Below are 17,352 nucleotides of genomic sequence, written 5' to 3'. Positions count from 1 at the left end.
TATGCTTCCACAACCGTTTAAGAAGGCAAAACCAATTATAGAACAAATCGAACGCCACAACTATAAAGCATATTTTGTCGGCGGCTGTGTACGTGACTATTTGCTAAAACAGGACATCGGCGATATAGATATTGCCACATCCGCTTCCCCTGAAGTAATAAAACAGCTTTTTCCCAAAGTAATCCCGGTTGGCATAGAACACGGCACAGTCATTGTCCGCCATGAGCATGCATCTTATGAAGTGACCACCTTTCGGATTGATGGCAACTACACGGACCAGCGCCATCCTGATTCCGTGGAGTTTATTGACCAAATTGATGAGGATCTTAAACGAAGAGACTTTACAATCAATGCACTTGCCATGGATAAAAGAGGGTGTATTATCGATTTGTTTCAGGGCAGAAAAGATCTCCAAAATAAATTAATACGTACAGTCGGAAATGCAGTGGACCGTTTCGAGGAGGACCCGCTTCGAATTATACGGGCACTGCGATTTACATCCAGGCTCGGGTTTACGATTCACGGGGATACGATGCAGGCAATGAAAAAAGTAAAGCATTCTATAAGAAGCCTCGCCATGGAGCGGATACAAAACGAGCTGGCGAAGTTTTTTTCGGGGCAGTCTATCAATCAGGGACTGGAATATCTAAAGACATCCGGTGTTTACACCGAACTGCCGATTATAAAGGATAATCCCGACCTGATCCATCAGCTCCCGAAACCGATGCTGCCCTTGCAGTCATTCGGAGAGCTCATTGCACTCATGCATTTCCTGGAAGACAGTGTATCCATACAGGAATGGGTAAAACAGTGGAAGTGCTCCAATAAAACGAAAGAGGAAGCACTTCAGCTGCATACAGCCCTCTTGGACTATATTAACTTTGGCATCCACCCTTGGCTTGTATATAAATTGAAAGAACTATATTTTCAAGGCTTTATCCGTTTGATCCATTGCCTGCAGATCAATAAAGAACTTTCTTTGCAGGAGCTTAAATACACTGCAGAGCAATTGCCGATTCATTCAAAAGATGACCTTGATTTTAATGGCCATGACTTAATCGGCTTATTTCCGGAAGCCAAAAAAGGGCCATGGATGCAAAGGACATTAAACAGCGTGGAAAAAGCGGTGGTTACCGGTAAATTAAATAACCATAATCAGGAAATAAAGGAGTGGATAAAATGGAATCCACCCGAGATAAGCTAATCAGCCTATTGGCAAAAGAAAGAGACGGGTTTGTTTCCGGACAGGCATTATCTGAAGCGTTAAATATTTCCAGAAGTGCAATTTGGAAGCACATGAATGAGCTGAAGAAGGATGGTTATCAAATAGAGGCACAATCCAAAAAGGGTTACCGCATCACTGGTTTTCCGGATAAAGTAAGTGAAAACACACTTAAATGGGGGCTGGATACAGTATGGGCGGGAAGAAAGTTGATACATGAGGAAACGGTTACCTCCACCCAGCATATTGCACATGAGGCTGCACGCAATCATGCACCGCATGGTACAGTCGTCATAGCTGATGAACAAATAGAAGGAAAAGGAAGAATGAACCGACCGTGGCATTCTGCAAGAAATAAAGGATTATGGCTCAGTATCATCCTGCGCCCGGATATCCAGCCACAGCTTGCACCTCAGCTGACACTTCTGACTGCTACAGTTTTAGCTGATTCTATAAAAAAACATACACAAATCAAGCCAATGATTAAATGGCCGAATGACGTACTGATCAATGAAAAGAAATGTGCCGGTATATTAACGGAAATGCAGGCAGAACAGGATCGGATCCAGTACATTGTAATCGGGATTGGCTTGAACGTGAATCAGGAAGCAGAAGAGCTGAATGGAAATATCATTGAGAAGCAGGCCACTTCTTTGAAAGAGGCATCGGGACAACACTGGCCATTGAGAGATGTCTTCCAAAATATGTTGACCACATTTGAAAAGGCATACAACTCCTATATGGAAAATGGATTTGCGGGAGTGAAGAAAAAATGGGAGAGCTACGGCTTTAAACTGGGCCAAAAAATTCAAATTAAGACGATGAACGAAAGCTGGGAGGCTTTGTTCAAAGGAATATCCGATGATGGAGCATTGGTGATTGAGGAAAAGGACGGAAAACTAACCACGTTATATTCAGCAGAAATTGACTGGTTTAAAAACAAGGGGGAATAATTATGTTAACGAGAAATGATCTGAAAAAAATGAAAGATGAAAAAGACAAAATTGCCATGATTACAGCCTATGATTATCCGTCAGCAAAATCTGCCCAGGAATCAGGGGTGGACATGATTTTAGTAGGAGATTCATTGGGCATGACTGTGCTAGGTTATTCATCAACAATTCAAGTGACTGTCGGTGATATGATCCACCATGCAAAAGCAGTAAGGCGCGGAGCACCGGATACATTTACCGTAGTGGACATGCCGTTTATGTCCTATCATATTTCCATGGAGGAATCATTAAAGAATGCACGGGAAATCATTCAGGAAACCGACGCACAGTCAGTAAAAGTCGAAGGGGCTTCAGATGAGATACTGGAACTAATAAAACGCTTAACAGAAGCAGGAATCCCGGTCACGGCACACATTGGCCTGACCCCTCAATCCGTCAATGTACTGGGCGGCTTCAAAGTGCAGGGGAAAGATAAAAAAGCTGCTAAAAAATTGCTTGATGATGCCAGACAGATTGCTGATTCAGGAGCGATTGCACTTGTACTTGAATGTGTGCCTAAAGAATTGGCTGAAATAATAACAGAGGACATTGCCATACCTACGATTGGCATTGGAGCAGGAATTCATTGTGATGGCCAGGTATTGGTTTATCATGATATTCTAAAATACGGAGTCGACCGGCTGCCGAAATTTGTTCAGCCATACGGAGATTTCAATCAGCGTGGAAATGAAGCGGTTAAAGCATATATATCGGATGTAAAATCACAAGCATTCCCAACGGAGAAACATTCATTTATTATGAAAGACAAATCAAACTTACCAAAAATTTAAAAGTGGGGATCAAAGTGGAAATTATACGTTCTGTTCAATCATTAAGCAATAAAACAAAAACTCTGATCAGACAAAATAAACAAATTGGTTTTGTTCCTACAATGGGATATCTCCATGAAGGCCATCTGAGTTTAATGAAAGAGGCAAGAAAAGAAAATGATATCCTCATTGCCAGTATATTTGTCAATCCACTCCAGTTTGGAGAAAATGAAGACTTTGATCAATACCCCCGTGACGAGAAAAGAGATGAAAAGCTGGCAAGAGAAGCAGGAGTAGACATATTGTTTATTCCTGAAATAGAAGAAATGTATCCTGAAAAAAAGCAGATCTCCATGCATGTAACAGATCGAACGGATGTGTTATGCGGACGATCGAGACCAGGACATTTTGACGGTGTTATTACTGTACTCACAAAACTGTTTCATATGACAAATCCGGAAAGAGTATATTTTGGTATGAAGGATGCACAGCAGGTTGCTGTAGTGGATATGCTCATTCGCAATTTGAATTTCCCCGTCCAATTAATCGGCCTTCCAACTATACGGGAAGAAGACGGACTTGCCAAAAGCTCAAGAAATGTTCATTTAACGAGAGAAGAAAGAGAAGAAGCTTTATGGATATATAAATCATTGCAAATGGGACAGAAATTCGTTGTTGACGGAGAAAAAAATCCTGCTATGATAAAAAAAGAGGTTATGGATTCAATCAGAAATAATACAAATGGAGACATTGATTATGTGGAACTGTTAAGCTACCCGGAATTAAAACCCGTGAAAAAAATTGATCGGCAAGTTATACTGGCTGCAGCAGTTCATTTCAAAAAAGCAAGGTTAATTGATAATCTGTCTTTTGACCAAAATGGCCAATTAATCCATGTATTTAAACCAGAGGAGTAACCAGATATGTTTCGTACAATGATGAAGGCAAAGCTTCACCGGGCAACCGTAACAGAAGCTGACTTAAATTATGTAGGCAGTATTACAATAGATCGGGAACTTATGGACAAAGTCGGCATTCTTCCCCATGAAAAAGTACAGGTTGTCAATAATAATAATGGTGCCCGCCTGGAAACCTATGTCATTTCCGGCGAAAAAGATTCAGGTGTTATTTGTTTAAATGGTGCAGCTGCAAGGCTTGTACAAAAGGGCGATACTGTCATTATTATTTCCTATGCTATAGTATCTGAAGGAGAATTGGATTCCTATAAACCAAAAATCGCTATATTAAATGAGAACAATCAAATCGAAAAACTCATTGAAGAAGAACCGCCATTAACGGAATTATAGGAATACAAAAGCCTAAAGCTCTTATCGGATTAATGGATAAGGGTTTTTTTATTCAAGCTGAGCACATATAGGAGATAAAGGTTAAAGATATGTAATTTTATTGACGCAGCTTCAGCCAACCGTGCTGGGTATGATCTGTATGAAAAGGGGTGAAAGTATGGAAAGATATACAGTTATAGACCTGGAAACGACAGGTCAATCACCGGCAAAAGGGGACAGGATTATTGAGGTGGGTATTACGGTGGTTGCCCATGATGAAATAATAGAGGAGTATACTACATTTTTAAATCCCGGAAAGTCAATCCCGTCGTTTATCACCAATTTAACCGGTATAGATGATGAAGATGTGGCGGAAGCTCCGACATTTCGGGAAAAGGCGGAAGAGATAACTGCTTTTTTTAAAGACAGCTATCTTGTAGCCCATAACGTTCCCTTTGACCTGGGTTTTTTAAACGGCGAATTAAAACGTATTGGTATGAAAGAATTGACGGTTCCCATTATCGATACTGTAGAGCTTTCCAGAATATTATACCCGAAAGCGCCAAGTTTTAAGTTAAGTCAATTAACCGAATTCCTGGAAATTTATCATGATGACCCTCACCGAGCCGGTTCTGATGCATACGTTACTGCCAAGTTACTAATAAAATTAAAGAATAAGCTGACTACACTGCCATATGAAACGGTGGAGCACTTGTTAAAATTGGAAAAAAAACTAAAATCCGATTTGGAACCTTTATTAAATAAACAGCTGGAAGAAACAGCCTTTTCACCTATAAATCCACCTCAAATAGAGACATACCGTGGATTGGCATTTAAAGAAATAGAGGAAACGGAAAAAGAAGATGTACAGATCGATACTTCTTTCGGGGATTATTTGGATGAGATTTATGAGAAAGACGGAGCACTGGAGCAAACTTTACCAGATTATGAAAAAAGAGAAGGACAGCGTGAAATGTCCGAGACCATCCACGATGCTTTTCAATCACATAAACACGCACTTATAGAAGCGGAAACCGGAACAGGCAAGTCACTTGCATACTTATTGCCAGCCATATACGAAGCATTAAAAACGAGGAAACGAATCGTTGTAAGTACATTTACAACACAATTGCAATCCCAGCTGCTTGAGGAGGAAATTCCATTAATCAGAAAGTTGCTTCCCATTCCTTTTTCCATTGCTTTGATTAAAGGGAAAACACACTACATCAGTCTGGAGAAGTTTGAAAAAGAACTTGCTGAAACAGTGCATGATAACTATGATATAGCTCTGACAAAAGCGGTGATTCTCGTTTGGCTGACAGAAACAGAAACAGGGGATATTGATGAAATCCAATTGCCTTCCAGCGGATATTTATTTTATCAGCGTGTTTCTACAGATAAAGAAGGGTATACAGATACATATTCACCTTGGTTTAAGAAATCCTACTACCAAAAAGCGAAAAGGTTGGCTCAGAAAGCCGATATTATTATTACCAACCACGCTTTAGTCTGTACAGATATGTTTAATGATTATGGGATATTGCCTGCGTATGAGAAAATGGTCATTGATGAAGCGCATCACTTTCAGGAAATTGCAGCCGGTCATTATGGATTGAAAATAGATTATGCAAATATGCTTTACACATTAAGTCAGCTTGGGCTCTACGGCGATGAATCCAAATTATTAGCTAAAATATTAAGTAAGTATGATGGAAACACCGATCATCTTCCTCTAAGTAAATGGGATGAGATCATGACAAATGCCAAAAATGAGATAGATGATTTGTTCCGGCAAATATTTCAATATGTTGTAGAACAAAATAACAGAGATACATCTTTAAGCGATATTGGACGTACTCAGTACAGGTTTGAGAATGAAAAAGAAAAATCGGACAGGTGGAAATTGATCACCGAAATGGTTGCCAGATTGATCTTTTATTTACGCGATTTAATTCATATCCTATCCATGGTGGAGGAATCGTTTGCCAAACAGAAAAATTCCGATAAAATGGATAAAGATGAATTGAAAGGAAATATGGAAACGATACAATCGTTCATTGACCGGATGGAACAGCTGTTTTTAACAGGGGATTCGAAGGAGCACGTAAAATGGATTGAAATTGAAGCCTTCGGAGCAAAAAATGCTGTATATCTTTACAGTGAGCCTATTGATATGTCCGGTATCTTATCCAGTGATTTCTTTAATAAAAAAGAAAGTGTTATCTTAACAAGTGCCACGCTTACCATGAAAAAATCATTTGCTTTTATTCAAAACGAGCTTGGTATGGATGAAGAACGGCTTATAACTGAAAAAATTGATTCGCCTTTTTCTTATCAAAGCCAGGTACAGCTGTTCATTCCAAACGACTTTCCTGACATTAAATATGGAAAGCAGGAAGATTTTATTTACGCAACCAGTGAAGCTATCCTGTCCTTGGCAGAGGTTACTTCCGGAAGAATGCTCGTATTGTTTACATCGTATGATATGCTCCGGAAAACATACTACCTCTTAAAGGAAAGTATGGAATCACAACGGTTTGTATTATTGGCACAGGGAATCTCAAGCAGCAGCCGATCCAGGTTAAAGAAAAACTTTCAAACATTTGAGCAGGCGATATTATTGGGCACAAGCTCCTTTTGGGAAGGGGTGGACATACCAGGTGAGGACTTATCCGCGCTGATGATTGTGAGGCTTCCATTTCAGCCGCCAGACCACCCGAAATACGAAGCAAAATCCTCGTATTTAAAAAATGCCGGCAGAAATGCTTTTATGGAACTTGCTTTACCAAATGCTGTCATTCGTTTTAAACAGGGGTTTGGCAGGCTGATCCGTTCAAAAGGAGACCGTGGCATTGTATTTATTTGCGACACTCGGATTATCAATGCCCGATACGGTAAATACTTTATAGAATCCATCCCGGAAGTGCCCTTGACTAACAGTTCAACTAAAGAACTGATGCAAAAGGCAAAAGAGTGGTTTTAAAGAATAAGGTTACACATACCAATCTGAGTATAAATTGCACTGAATGCCAGTTACCGCATAAAGCCGGGATATTGCAGGAAAGGGATGAAAAAAAGCTGCTGATATTAAAAACATCAGCAGCAAAAATCGGTATAGGTTGGAAGAATTTTGTCGATTGCCACTAAATCCAGGTAGTAATTTATCCCTGTTCTGTTATACTGTAAATATAATTTAGCTCTCCTTGATCGACGTAATTTTATTATCTGTAATTTGGCGTAACCTATAACTAACAAATTTTGATAATGGGATGGAAATTTTAACAGCAATATACATGTCGAATTCGGGCGAGACTTAATTGTTGGGATGGTCATACATGGACAACCAAATGTCTAAAGTTAAAAAAATTTTTATATGGACCTCGATAATTTTATTGGTCCTGTTTATTTCGGCTGCTGCATTTAGTATTTACCTGTATCAGGATATTGTGGGCAGCAAAACGGAAGGCTATGCGGAAACCGAATCACAGATACTGGATGCCACCTCGCTGGTTTCCATTGATAACATAGAACAGTTCAATGGTTCAGAAGCTTATCATGTTGTATTCGGAGAAAATGAAGCCAATGAAAGAAAGATCATTTTTTATCCTTTGGAAGGCAATGAAAAGAATTTAACAGTAATTGATCAATCCGAAATTGTATCCGAGGAAACTATTTTGAACCAATGGGAAGAAATATGTTCTGATTGTGAATTTATAAAAGCAGTACCTGCAATCATTGACGAAAATGTGCTTTGGGAATTAACTTATATTGATGAGTCAGACAGATATATTTTGGATTATGTCTCCATTTATAACGGAGAGCGTTACGAACAATATCGTTTTACGCAAATGTTTAAATAGAAAGGGGATTCCTTCATGGAATTAGCAAAAAGGGTAAAGACATTAACACCATCTTCAACATTGGCCATTACAGCCAAAGCAAAAGAGTTGAAAGCAAAGGGGTATGATGTTATTGGACTTGGTGCCGGGGAACCCGATTTCAATACCCCGGATTACATTCTCCAGGCTGCCAAAAAGGCAATGGACGAGGGAATGACAAAATACACTCCTTCCGGTGGCATTCCGGCATTGAAAGAAGCCATCAGCCATAAGTTCAGCACTGATAACCAACTTGATTACCAGACAGATGAAATCATTGTAACAGCAGGAGCCAAGCATGCATTATATACATTATTTCAAGTATTGTTGAACGAAGGTGATGAAGTTATTGTCCAGGCACCATATTGGGTAAGCTATCCGGAGCAGATTAAACTGGCCGGCGGTGTGCCTGTTTATGTGAATTCAAGTGAAGAAAATGGGTTTAAATTAACACCCGAAGAACTGGAACAGGCAATTACCGATCAAACAAAAGCAGTTATTATTAACTCTCCGAGTAACCCTACAGGTGTGATGTACGAAAAAGAGGAACTGGAAAAGCTTGGACAAATCTGTTTAAAACATAATCTGATCATTGTTTCCGATGAGATTTATGAAAAACTAATTTACACCGATGAAGAACATGTGTCCATCGCACAACTTTCCGATGAGTTAAAGGCGCAGACAGTCGTTATCAATGGTGTTTCCAAATCCCATTCCATGACCGGCTGGAGGATTGGCTATGCAGCAGGGCCGGGAAGAATTATTAAAGCGATGACGAATCTTGCTTCTCATTCCACGTCCAATCCGACATCCATTGCCCAGTATGCCGCTTTGGCAGCATATGAAGAAAAGGAAGGCAATCTGGAAGAAATGAAAAAAACATTCGCCGATAGACTGGCGCTATTATATGAATTGCTCCATGATATTCCACATGTGACCTGCATTAAACCAAAAGGAGCATTTTATCTTTTTCCCAATGTGAAAAAGGCAGCAGAAAGTAACGGGTTCTCCACAGTGGATGAATGGGTAAGCGCAATACTTGAAGAAGAAAAAGTGGCATTGGTTCCTGGTTCAGGATTCGGATCACCGGATAATGTACGCTTATCTTATGCCACATCAACTGAAGATTTAAAAGAAGCAGCGAAAAGAATTAAACGGTTTGTAATGAACCATCAAGCCTAAAAAAGGAGGAAATATGGTGAAGACTACAATTTCTCAGGTATCCCAATATAAAGAACAAACGGTAACCATTGGTGCTTGGCTTCATAATAAACGTTCAAGCGGTAAAATAGCCTTTTTGCAATTACGGGACGGAACCGGATTTATGCAAGGGGTAGTCGCAAAGAGTGATGTCAGTGAAGACACTTTTCAACTTGCCAAAAATATGAATCAGGAGTCCTCCATGTACATAACCGGCAAAATTGTGGAAGATAAGAGATCCCCGTTCGGGTATGAAATGCAGGTAAGTGATATAAAACTGATTCACGAAGCGGTGGATTATCCAATTACACCAAAGGAACACGGGACTGAATTTCTGATGGATCACCGTCATCTCTGGCTGCGATCGAAAAGACAGCATGCCATTATGAAAGTGCGGAATGAAATCATCCGTTCAACCTATCAATTTTTCAACGATAATGGATACGTTAAGATTGACCCGCCGATTTTAACCGGTGCGTCCGCCGAAGGAACAACAGAGCTGTTTCATACACAATACTTTGATGAAGAAGCTTACTTGTCCCAAAGTGGACAACTCTATCTGGAAGCTGCGGCCATGGCTTTTGGCAAGGTGTTTTCCTTTGGTCCGACCTTCCGCGCGGAAAAATCAAAAACCAGAAGACATTTGATTGAATTCTGGATGATTGAGCCTGAAATGGCTTTTGTGGAACATGACGAAAGCCTGGAAATACAGGAAAAATATGTAAGCTTTGTAGTTTCGAGTGTACTCGAAAATTGTAAGCTGGAATTGAATGTATTGGAAAGAGATACGTCAAAACTGGAAAAAATAAAGGCACCATTTCCTCGGATTACGTATGACGACGCCATTGAATTATTGAAGGAAAAAGGATTTACGGACATTGAATGGGGCGAGGACTTTGGAGCCCCACATGAAACAGCTATTGCCGAAAACTTTGATATGCCCGTGTTTATAACAAATTATCCGGCTGAAATTAAAGCATTTTATATGAAACCTGTTCCCGGCCGTCCGGAAGTGGTTTTATGTGCAGACTTAATCGCACCGGAAGGTTACGGAGAAATTATCGGCGGTTCGGAGCGTATCGATGACCTGGCATTAATGGAAGAAAGATACAAGGAGCACGGGTTGGAAGGGGAAGCTTATAATTGGTACCTGGAGCTCAGAAAATACGGAAGTGTTCCGCACTCCGGGTTTGGACTGGGACTGGAAAGAACAGTAGCCTGGCTCTCCGGAACAGATCATGTGAGGGAAACCATTCCATTTCCTCGGTTGCTGAACCGCTTATATCCTTAATGTAGTCTCGGAAATAAAATAATGCAGTATATTATATGGGCTGATTCTTAATTAAAGGCAGTAGTTTTATGATCATTTCTTGACTCACTGTCCTCATAAGGGTTCGGCCCCTTTTAATTTTTTAAAGCACTGTAACCATCCTGTCCAACAAGTTCATGCTATAATAGCCGGGGGGTGAAACGATGTTAAATGATCTTCCACTGCAGGAAATGCTTTTAAACCAAATTCATATACCGACCAGATTACTTACATCCTATACAGCTTTAGGATTAAATGAAAAAGACGTAATGGTGATTTTACAGATTCAACGTTTTCTCCAGGAAAAAAATAATTTCCCAACACCATATGAGTTGGCCGAACCGTTAACAGTGGATGAAAGGGAATGTGCAAATATACTCCGAAAACTGATTCAAAAGAACATATTGGCCATTGAACAGCGGGAGGATGAGGATAATAAAATAAGTGAGGTATACAGCCTGGGTCCTTTATTGGAAACATTATATACAGAAAAACCTTCCAAAGAGAATACGGAAGGAACTATATTTATTTTATTTGAGCAGGAGTTCGGAAGACCGCTGTCCCCGTTTGAAATAGAAACAATTAACGCCTGGCTGGACGAAGATAAGCTGCCTCCTTCTTTGATAAAAGCAGGGTTAAGGGAATCTGTCCTGATGGGGAAATTGAACTTCAAATATATAGACCGGATCTTGAGGGATTGGAAGAAGAAAGGGGTTCGCTCGGTGGAAGACGCCCGGAATGAGAGCAAGAAATTCCACACTGCACAAAAGAGCACACAACAGTATACTGCCGCCAAAAGAGACACCTCTTTTTATTATAACTGGCTGGAAGGAGAAGACTAGGATCATGTTAACAAAAGCCCAGATAAGGTTTTGCCTCGATGAAATGGAAAGGATGTTTCCTGATGCCCAATGTGAACTGAATCATCAAAACCCTTTTGAGTTAGTAATAGCGGTGCTTTTGTCTGCACAGTGCACCGATGCTTTGGTAAATAAGGTAACTGCAGATTTATTTAAAAAATATAAGACACCTGAAGATTATTTGGCAGTTCCATTGATGGAGCTGGAAAGGAATATTAAGTCTATTGGACTGTACCGGAATAAGGCAAAAAATATAAGAAAGCTCTGTCAGATGCTTATAGATGACTATGGCGGTGAAGTGCCACGTTCCAAAACGGAATTAATGAAATTAGCCGGGGTAGGGCGCAAGACTGCCAATGTGGTTGCATCTGTCGCGTTTAACGAACCCGCCATCGCCGTGGACACGCATGTGGAACGTGTGTCCAAACGTCTCGCTTTCTGCAGATGGAAGGATTCCGTACTGGAAGTGGAAGAGACCTTAATGAAAAAAGTCCCGAAAGAAGAGTGGAGCGCTACGCATCATCGTATGATTTTTTTCGGAAGGTACCACTGTAAAGCGAGAAATCCGAATTGCCCGGAATGCCCTTTGCTGGAAGTATGCAGGGAAGGGAAGAAAAGGATGAAAAAAATACAGCAATAATTTTTTAACATTATTGATCAAAAAGACAGCATTCATCATAAAAAAGAGGTAAACCCCGTTCGGAGTCTACCTCTTTTTCAATTTTTTTACCCATTTCCATCATCTTCCTCGTCCTGCTCTTCATCCTCATCATCATCTTCATCATCATCGTCTTCATCATCATCGTCTTCATCATCATCTTCTTCTTCAGGCACAGAAACAGATGTGCTTTGGGTATCGCCCCTTACACCTTCATTGGCTCCTTGTTGGCCGATCGGTGTTACGTTTATCGTATAATCCTGTCCCGGTGTTGCTCCACTTATTTCAATTCCATTGGATTCCACCGTTTGCGTCTGATCACCATTGACGTCTACTTCAAAGGAAGCCGGTGGTCCGTTATAGCTCCACGTTACATCAATCAGGCCATTTCCTTCATCATATGATGCACTTAAGCCATTAACAGGGGGGATGTTTCCGCCATTGTCCTCTTCGTTTTCTTCTTCATTCTCTTCCTGTTCTTCCTCTTCGTCTTCCTCTGGTACGCGGACTGTTGTTGTTCTCGGCTCACTTTCCATATCATTATCATTGCTGACGGCAACGACTTGAATTTCATAATCAGAACCTGATTCCACTTCGGAAATTTCTATGCTGGTGTCCTCAGTTGAAGAGAGACTTTGCATCCCACCACCGTCTACACTCACACTCACATCAAAGGTTACATCCTCACTGCCTTCATAATCCCATTCAACTTCGATGGAATTGGTTTCGGCATTATATGCAGCTGTTAAGCCACTGACCGAATCCAGTTCATCAAACCTTTCTGAAGTGCTTGATGGTTCTGTTCCTTTCACAAACAGTTCCGTTACAATTTCCGAAGAAGGCGTGTAATCACTCGGCAGGGCAGCTGGGTTAGATCCTTTTTCCACTTGTACTTCAACCACGGAGTCGGGCCTGGTGAAATCGGGTGTATCAATGCCCTCGGAAATTTCCTGCATGGTATTTTTAAACAGCGCATGTGGTACTTGTGTGTGACCACTTGGGATTGGTGCACGATTAGGGTATCCGCCCGTCCAGGCTGAGACGGTGTAATTCGTCGAATATCCGACAAACCACGAGTCGGGACTTCCGGATTCATCCGGTAAACTTGTCGTTCCGGTTTTTCCCGCAACCGGAATTCCCGGCACATTGGCATTTGTACCAGTACCCTCAGTCACTACCGTCTTCAGCATATCCGTAACCATATATGCCGTATAGTCAGACATGACAGCTTCCGGCTCCGGTTTTAGCTCTACTGTTCTGCCGTCGGGAAATTCAACTTTGGTTACGGCATATGGTTCATTATAAATCCCTTCATTGGCAAAAGCGCGGTAAGCACCCGCCATTTGCAGCGGGGTAGCATTTGTATCTGTACCACCAATGGCCTCACGGATATCCATATAATCACCAGCAAAATTAATTCCCAGATTTTCCGCAAATGGTTTTGCATTTTCCCGGCCTACTTCTTCCATTACTTTAACGGCAGGAACATTTAATGATTGATTTAAGGCATGTCTGGCAGTCATCCAGCCTGCATAGGAACGATTCCAGTTTCTGATTGGATTGGACCCCTCTACTTCATAAGGCTGATCATCATTCAGCTGATGGTACGTTGAGATTTGATTATGTTCTATCGCCGGTCCATACGCCGTAATAGGCTTAAAAACAGAGCCCGGCTGCTGGCCACCTTGAATCGCATTGTTATACTCATCACCCTGCTGATTTCTCTTTCCTCCTACAGCTCTGATTGCACCATTTTCCGTATCCAGCACAACCATTCCGGCCTGCATTTCATCATCAGGAAAGGGGATTGGATTTCCTTCATCGTCGGAAAGAAGAAATTCAACATGCTCCTGCACATCTGTATCAAGTGTCGTATATATTTTTAATCCATCGGTATAAATATCGGCCCCATCCACTTTCGCTTCTACTTCTCTTTGCACCTGTTGAATAAACCCGGGGTAAGGGGTGGAATCATCAGGCGTTGCATCAGAAAGCAGGGAAGGGATATCCACTTCTCTTGCTTCATCAGCTTCCTCCTGTGTTATTTTTTCATGACGAACCATCAGGTTTAAAACTGTATTCATTCTTTGTTCCGTCAGTTCAGGATTATTATACGGATTATAGGCCGACGGACGCTGCGGCAAACCCGCTAAAATAGCAGCTTCCGGAAGTGTTAGATCGTGCAGATCATCTTTCCCGAAGTAGGTTTCTGCTGCTTTTGCCACGCCATAGGCCCGGTTACCAAAAAATATTTTGTTCAAGTACATTTCCAGGATTTCTTCTTTGGTAAACTTTCGTTCCAACTGAAGCGCCAGCCATTGTTCCTGTACTTTTACACTTAATTTTTTATCCGGTGTCAAAAATGCATTTTCCACTACCTGCTGTGTAATGGTACTTGCTCCTTCAGAACCAAACCCACGTGTAATATTGGCTACAACTGCACCGCCTATCCGTCTTAGATCAATTCCGGGATGCTCAAAAAATCGCGCATCCTCTGTCGCAACCACGGCATCAATTAAAACCTGAGGGAGATCTTCATAGGATACTCTCGTTCGATCCTCATCACCTGCAAGAGTTGTCACCACTTCTTCATTCTGGTCCAATACAATGGATGATAAAGGGTCGGACAATTCCGCGGCATCCAATTCAGGCGCCGTTATAATCCAGTAGGTACCTACAGCACCGGCTCCCAATCCAGCTAATAATATAATAAGTAAAAAGCCCAACATAATCTTTTTCCATAATGGTTTCTTTTTCGTTTTTTTCGCCTGTCTTCTTCCTGTACGAGTTTGGCTGTTATCTGCCATGTCTCCATTCCTCCGTCTCTAAAAGTAAAGCTTATCTATAATAGCCAAGTAGTCAACTCTTGCCTGATATTGCAAAGGGATCAGAAACCCTTCTGTTTTCACCTGTTGGTAAGAGATGGACTTCTTCCCGCCATTTAATTTGTCGTTCCAGATTGGTAAAAGTTTCTCAAAGGGTAAATAATATGTTTCATTATATACACGGAACCGGATAATGACAAAACAAATTCCCCCGTGATCTGCTGCTGATTTCATATGTGCCATCTGATGCTCATGTATATTTGCCAAAGGAAACGTTGTTTTATTTTTGGTTTCTTTGGCTTCAAAATCGATATATTTATGCCGGTATACTCCGTTATAATCAGTAGTGGAAGCTTGTTTGAAATAAGCCTCGGTAATGACCGCAGCACTTCTTTTCGGATAGTTCACCCTGACAATTTGTACAGGAGTCGGTTTTTTATGAATAACTGCTTTATTTGCCTCCATATAATATTGATTAGTTGTATTGATATCTTCCTCGAGGGTCATCCCCCTGTTTCCATACATTGTATATTCCTGTGCCTTTCCGGCTCTGCCTGTTTGCGCAGTGTTTCTCTTTTTTCCATTAGGATAATTCATATTTCCCCCTCCCGGGACTATGCTGCATCTCTTTGAGTTCATGGAGCACACTTCATGTATAAAATAGGAATAATTGCAGATAGTTAAATGTTAGAAAACGTATATTAAACTTATATCGGCACACCAGGTATATCCCTTGAAGCCCTTTGCACACATGCAGATTAAAGTATAAACTTTTTGTCTGCCGATTTAGAAAAAGGCAGGTTTAGTTATGGATACCAAACAAAAGGATCATACCTTACTTCATTATATAATAAATAAGGTAAAAAAACATAATGCTGACAATATTAGCCGGACTGATGCCTACCTGAAGTATTATTTGCAGCACCCTGAAATAGAATGGGCGCTTGTAGCCAGTATGGTTTCAAGAAATGCAGGGTGGAATATGACGGATCTATATTTATCTCCTTTACAAGAGTTATTCGGCAAAAATGAGCTTTTTCAACTGTTTATGACGTACGAGCGGGCAAATTGGCTCATATTTTCCGATGCCTACCCTCAATTGCTTATATACCATCAATCCAAATTAGTCAACAAGCCCTTGTTTCATTTGCTGAGAAACTTCCGTGTTTCCTGTTTTATGATAAAGGAATGGTATTATTTTTGGCAGCATCAGGACAAGCAAAGGCTTGTCAGATCCCTAATCATTAATGAACAAAATGTAATCCAGTCTCCGGTAGTGAAGCATTCATTTTTTCAGCATCATGTATTTCACCGCATGCCATATTTGCTACAGAATATTTTCTGGATGAGTGCTGTTTTACTTCCTACTAAAAATGGTTTATTTGGTGCTTATGTACACAATTTTACCAACCTGACAAACAGGATAGTTTTAGGAAAGCGAATTGCATCCATTATGTTTCATCCCCATATTTATGAGCACATCCTGGATTTTATGTTAACACATGAGCATACAGGTTCGAGAAAAGATTATGAACGCTTTTTGAATCTTTCCTTTCCTCATGCTCCGATGCTGCGCTTAATTTATCCAGCCATCACTCATAAGGATCACCTTCGTCATGATTGGTTTATACACAGAGGGGTAAAAAGAAAATGGCGAAACAAAATTAGCAAAATAGATAATACGAAGATTGGCCAAACTTTCTACCGGAAGAGAAATTTACTATTTGCTTATGCACATTTTAAGAAAGCTGTGGCAGGCAGGCAACATTGATTTCCCTGCCTGCGCTAACGAATCTGATTTTACAGCTTCAATTCAGCTTAATTTCCATAGGTCTCTTTTTATGTTGACGGCCTGTTCGGTCCGTCCAGCTTTTTATCACCTTTTTTTAATGATTTAGTCCGGATGCTTTCCGTTTTTTTCGCCTTGTTCTTATTTTCCTTCACCGTGATGCTCCTTTCCTACTTTATTAAACCAACTCTACACAGCGGCATAAAGAAGATCGCAATGCCACTTCTTTTGTAACCTTACTACTAGTTTTGTCGAACATAAAGGATACCATGCATAAATATCGAATATATGAAGCAAACAATTTTATGAAAAGGGTGATAAAAATGGCTTTGGCGGAAAAAAGTTATGCTATGGGTGAACCAGGTGTGCAGAAACAAAAAGTGGAAGCTTCCTTTCAAATGTTATTGGATCAAATTCGAATGATGGATCAAAAACTGACGATGAAGATCGATAGTGAAATATGGCATAAATATCAGGATCAGCAAAATAAAATATATTATACAAAGACAATGATCGGCAGAGGGAATAAATAATATAATGCGGTGACATCATCCAATTGTAAA

At 40.6% G+C, this 17,352-nt stretch carries 16 protein-coding genes; 13 read left to right on the top strand and 3 right to left on the bottom strand.

Going from position 1 to position 17,352, the window contains the following annotated elements; translation table 11 throughout:
- The first annotated feature begins 1 nt into the window (after position 1).
- The 11 genes from ACZ42C_RS04510 (at position 2) to nth (ending at position 12,157) form a co-directional block, all read left to right on the top strand.
- Positions 2–1,204 carry a CCA tRNA nucleotidyltransferase gene (locus ACZ42C_RS04510; protein ID WP_461182774.1) on the top strand — a complete coding sequence of 401 codons (1,203 nt, stop codon included), beginning with the start codon at positions 2–4 and terminating at the stop codon, positions 1,202–1,204.
- Complete coding sequence (locus ACZ42C_RS04505) at positions 1,180–2,175, top strand: biotin--[acetyl-CoA-carboxylase] ligase (protein WP_461182775.1); 996 nt, start codon at positions 1,180–1,182, stop codon at positions 2,173–2,175. Before ACZ42C_RS04510 ends, ACZ42C_RS04505 begins: the two co-directional genes overlap by 25 nt.
- Positions 2,176–2,177: 2 nt before the next feature.
- Complete coding sequence (gene panB / locus ACZ42C_RS04500) at positions 2,178–3,005, top strand: 3-methyl-2-oxobutanoate hydroxymethyltransferase (RefSeq protein ID WP_461182776.1); 828 nt, start codon at positions 2,178–2,180, stop codon at positions 3,003–3,005.
- Between the two features lie 14 nt (positions 3,006–3,019).
- Positions 3,020–3,901, top strand: coding sequence for a pantoate--beta-alanine ligase (panC, locus tag ACZ42C_RS04495; RefSeq protein ID WP_461182777.1), 882 nt, complete (start codon positions 3,020–3,022; stop codon positions 3,899–3,901).
- Positions 3,902–3,907: 6 nt separating this feature from the next.
- Positions 3,908–4,291 (top strand): aspartate 1-decarboxylase, encoded by a 384-nt coding sequence (gene panD, locus ACZ42C_RS04490; RefSeq protein ID WP_461182778.1) that lies wholly within the window; start codon positions 3,908–3,910, stop codon positions 4,289–4,291.
- 157 nt (positions 4,292–4,448) lie between these two features.
- Positions 4,449–7,253 (top strand): ATP-dependent DNA helicase DinG, encoded by a 2,805-nt coding sequence (gene dinG, locus ACZ42C_RS04485; protein WP_461182779.1) that lies wholly within the window; start codon positions 4,449–4,451, stop codon positions 7,251–7,253.
- 352 nt (positions 7,254–7,605) lie between these two features.
- Positions 7,606–8,130 (top strand): cell wall elongation regulator TseB-like domain-containing protein, encoded by a 525-nt coding sequence (locus ACZ42C_RS04480; RefSeq protein ID WP_461182780.1) that lies wholly within the window; start codon positions 7,606–7,608, stop codon positions 8,128–8,130.
- Between the two features lie 15 nt (positions 8,131–8,145).
- Positions 8,146–9,330, top strand: a complete 1,185-nt coding sequence (locus ACZ42C_RS04475) for a pyridoxal phosphate-dependent aminotransferase (protein ID WP_461182781.1) — start codon at positions 8,146–8,148, stop codon at positions 9,328–9,330.
- Between the two features lie 16 nt (positions 9,331–9,346).
- Positions 9,347–10,639 carry an asparagine--tRNA ligase gene (gene asnS, locus ACZ42C_RS04470; RefSeq protein WP_461182782.1) on the top strand — a complete coding sequence of 431 codons (1,293 nt, stop codon included), beginning with the start codon at positions 9,347–9,349 and terminating at the stop codon, positions 10,637–10,639.
- A gap of 182 nt (positions 10,640–10,821) precedes the next feature.
- The gene (locus tag ACZ42C_RS04465; protein ID WP_461182783.1) at positions 10,822–11,499 is read left to right on the top strand and encodes a DnaD domain-containing protein; all 678 of its coding nucleotides are present in this window, start codon (positions 10,822–10,824) and stop codon (positions 11,497–11,499) included.
- A 4-nt stretch (positions 11,500–11,503) separates the two neighbouring features.
- The gene (gene nth / locus ACZ42C_RS04460; RefSeq protein ID WP_461182784.1) at positions 11,504–12,157 is read left to right on the top strand and encodes an endonuclease III; all 654 of its coding nucleotides are present in this window, start codon (positions 11,504–11,506) and stop codon (positions 12,155–12,157) included.
- An 86-nt stretch (positions 12,158–12,243) separates the two neighbouring features.
- On the opposite strand, the gene ACZ42C_RS04455 is transcribed toward nth, so the two are convergent.
- Together ACZ42C_RS04455 and recU are read right to left on the bottom strand one after the other, a co-directional pair.
- Positions 12,244–14,982 (bottom strand): transglycosylase domain-containing protein, encoded by a 2,739-nt coding sequence (locus ACZ42C_RS04455; protein WP_461182785.1) that lies wholly within the window; start codon positions 14,980–14,982, stop codon positions 12,244–12,246.
- 18 nt (positions 14,983–15,000) lie between these two features.
- Complete coding sequence (gene recU, locus ACZ42C_RS04450) at positions 15,001–15,597, bottom strand: Holliday junction resolvase RecU (RefSeq protein WP_461182786.1); 597 nt, start codon at positions 15,595–15,597, stop codon at positions 15,001–15,003.
- 211 nt (positions 15,598–15,808) lie between these two features.
- On the opposite strand from recU, the gene ACZ42C_RS04445 reads away from it, so the two are divergent.
- Positions 15,809–16,771, top strand: coding sequence for a DUF2515 family protein (locus ACZ42C_RS04445; protein WP_461182787.1), 963 nt, complete (start codon positions 15,809–15,811; stop codon positions 16,769–16,771).
- Between the two features lie 68 nt (positions 16,772–16,839).
- Here ACZ42C_RS04445 and ACZ42C_RS04440 read toward each other — a convergent pair whose 3' ends face one another.
- Positions 16,840–16,944: an acid-soluble spore protein SspM gene (locus tag ACZ42C_RS04440; protein WP_461182788.1), complete on the bottom strand. Its 105-nt coding sequence runs from the start codon at positions 16,942–16,944 to the stop codon at positions 16,840–16,842.
- A 168-nt stretch (positions 16,945–17,112) separates the two neighbouring features.
- On the opposite strand from ACZ42C_RS04440, the gene ACZ42C_RS04435 reads away from it, so the two are divergent.
- Positions 17,113–17,322, top strand: a complete 210-nt coding sequence (locus ACZ42C_RS04435) for a hypothetical protein (protein WP_461182789.1) — start codon at positions 17,113–17,115, stop codon at positions 17,320–17,322.
- Positions 17,323–17,352 lie beyond the last annotated feature (30 nt).

Source organism: Virgibacillus kimchii, from assembly GCF_055379185.1.
The sequence above is the reverse complement of the archived record's forward strand: the minus strand, read 5'-3'. Positions and strand labels throughout refer to the sequence as shown.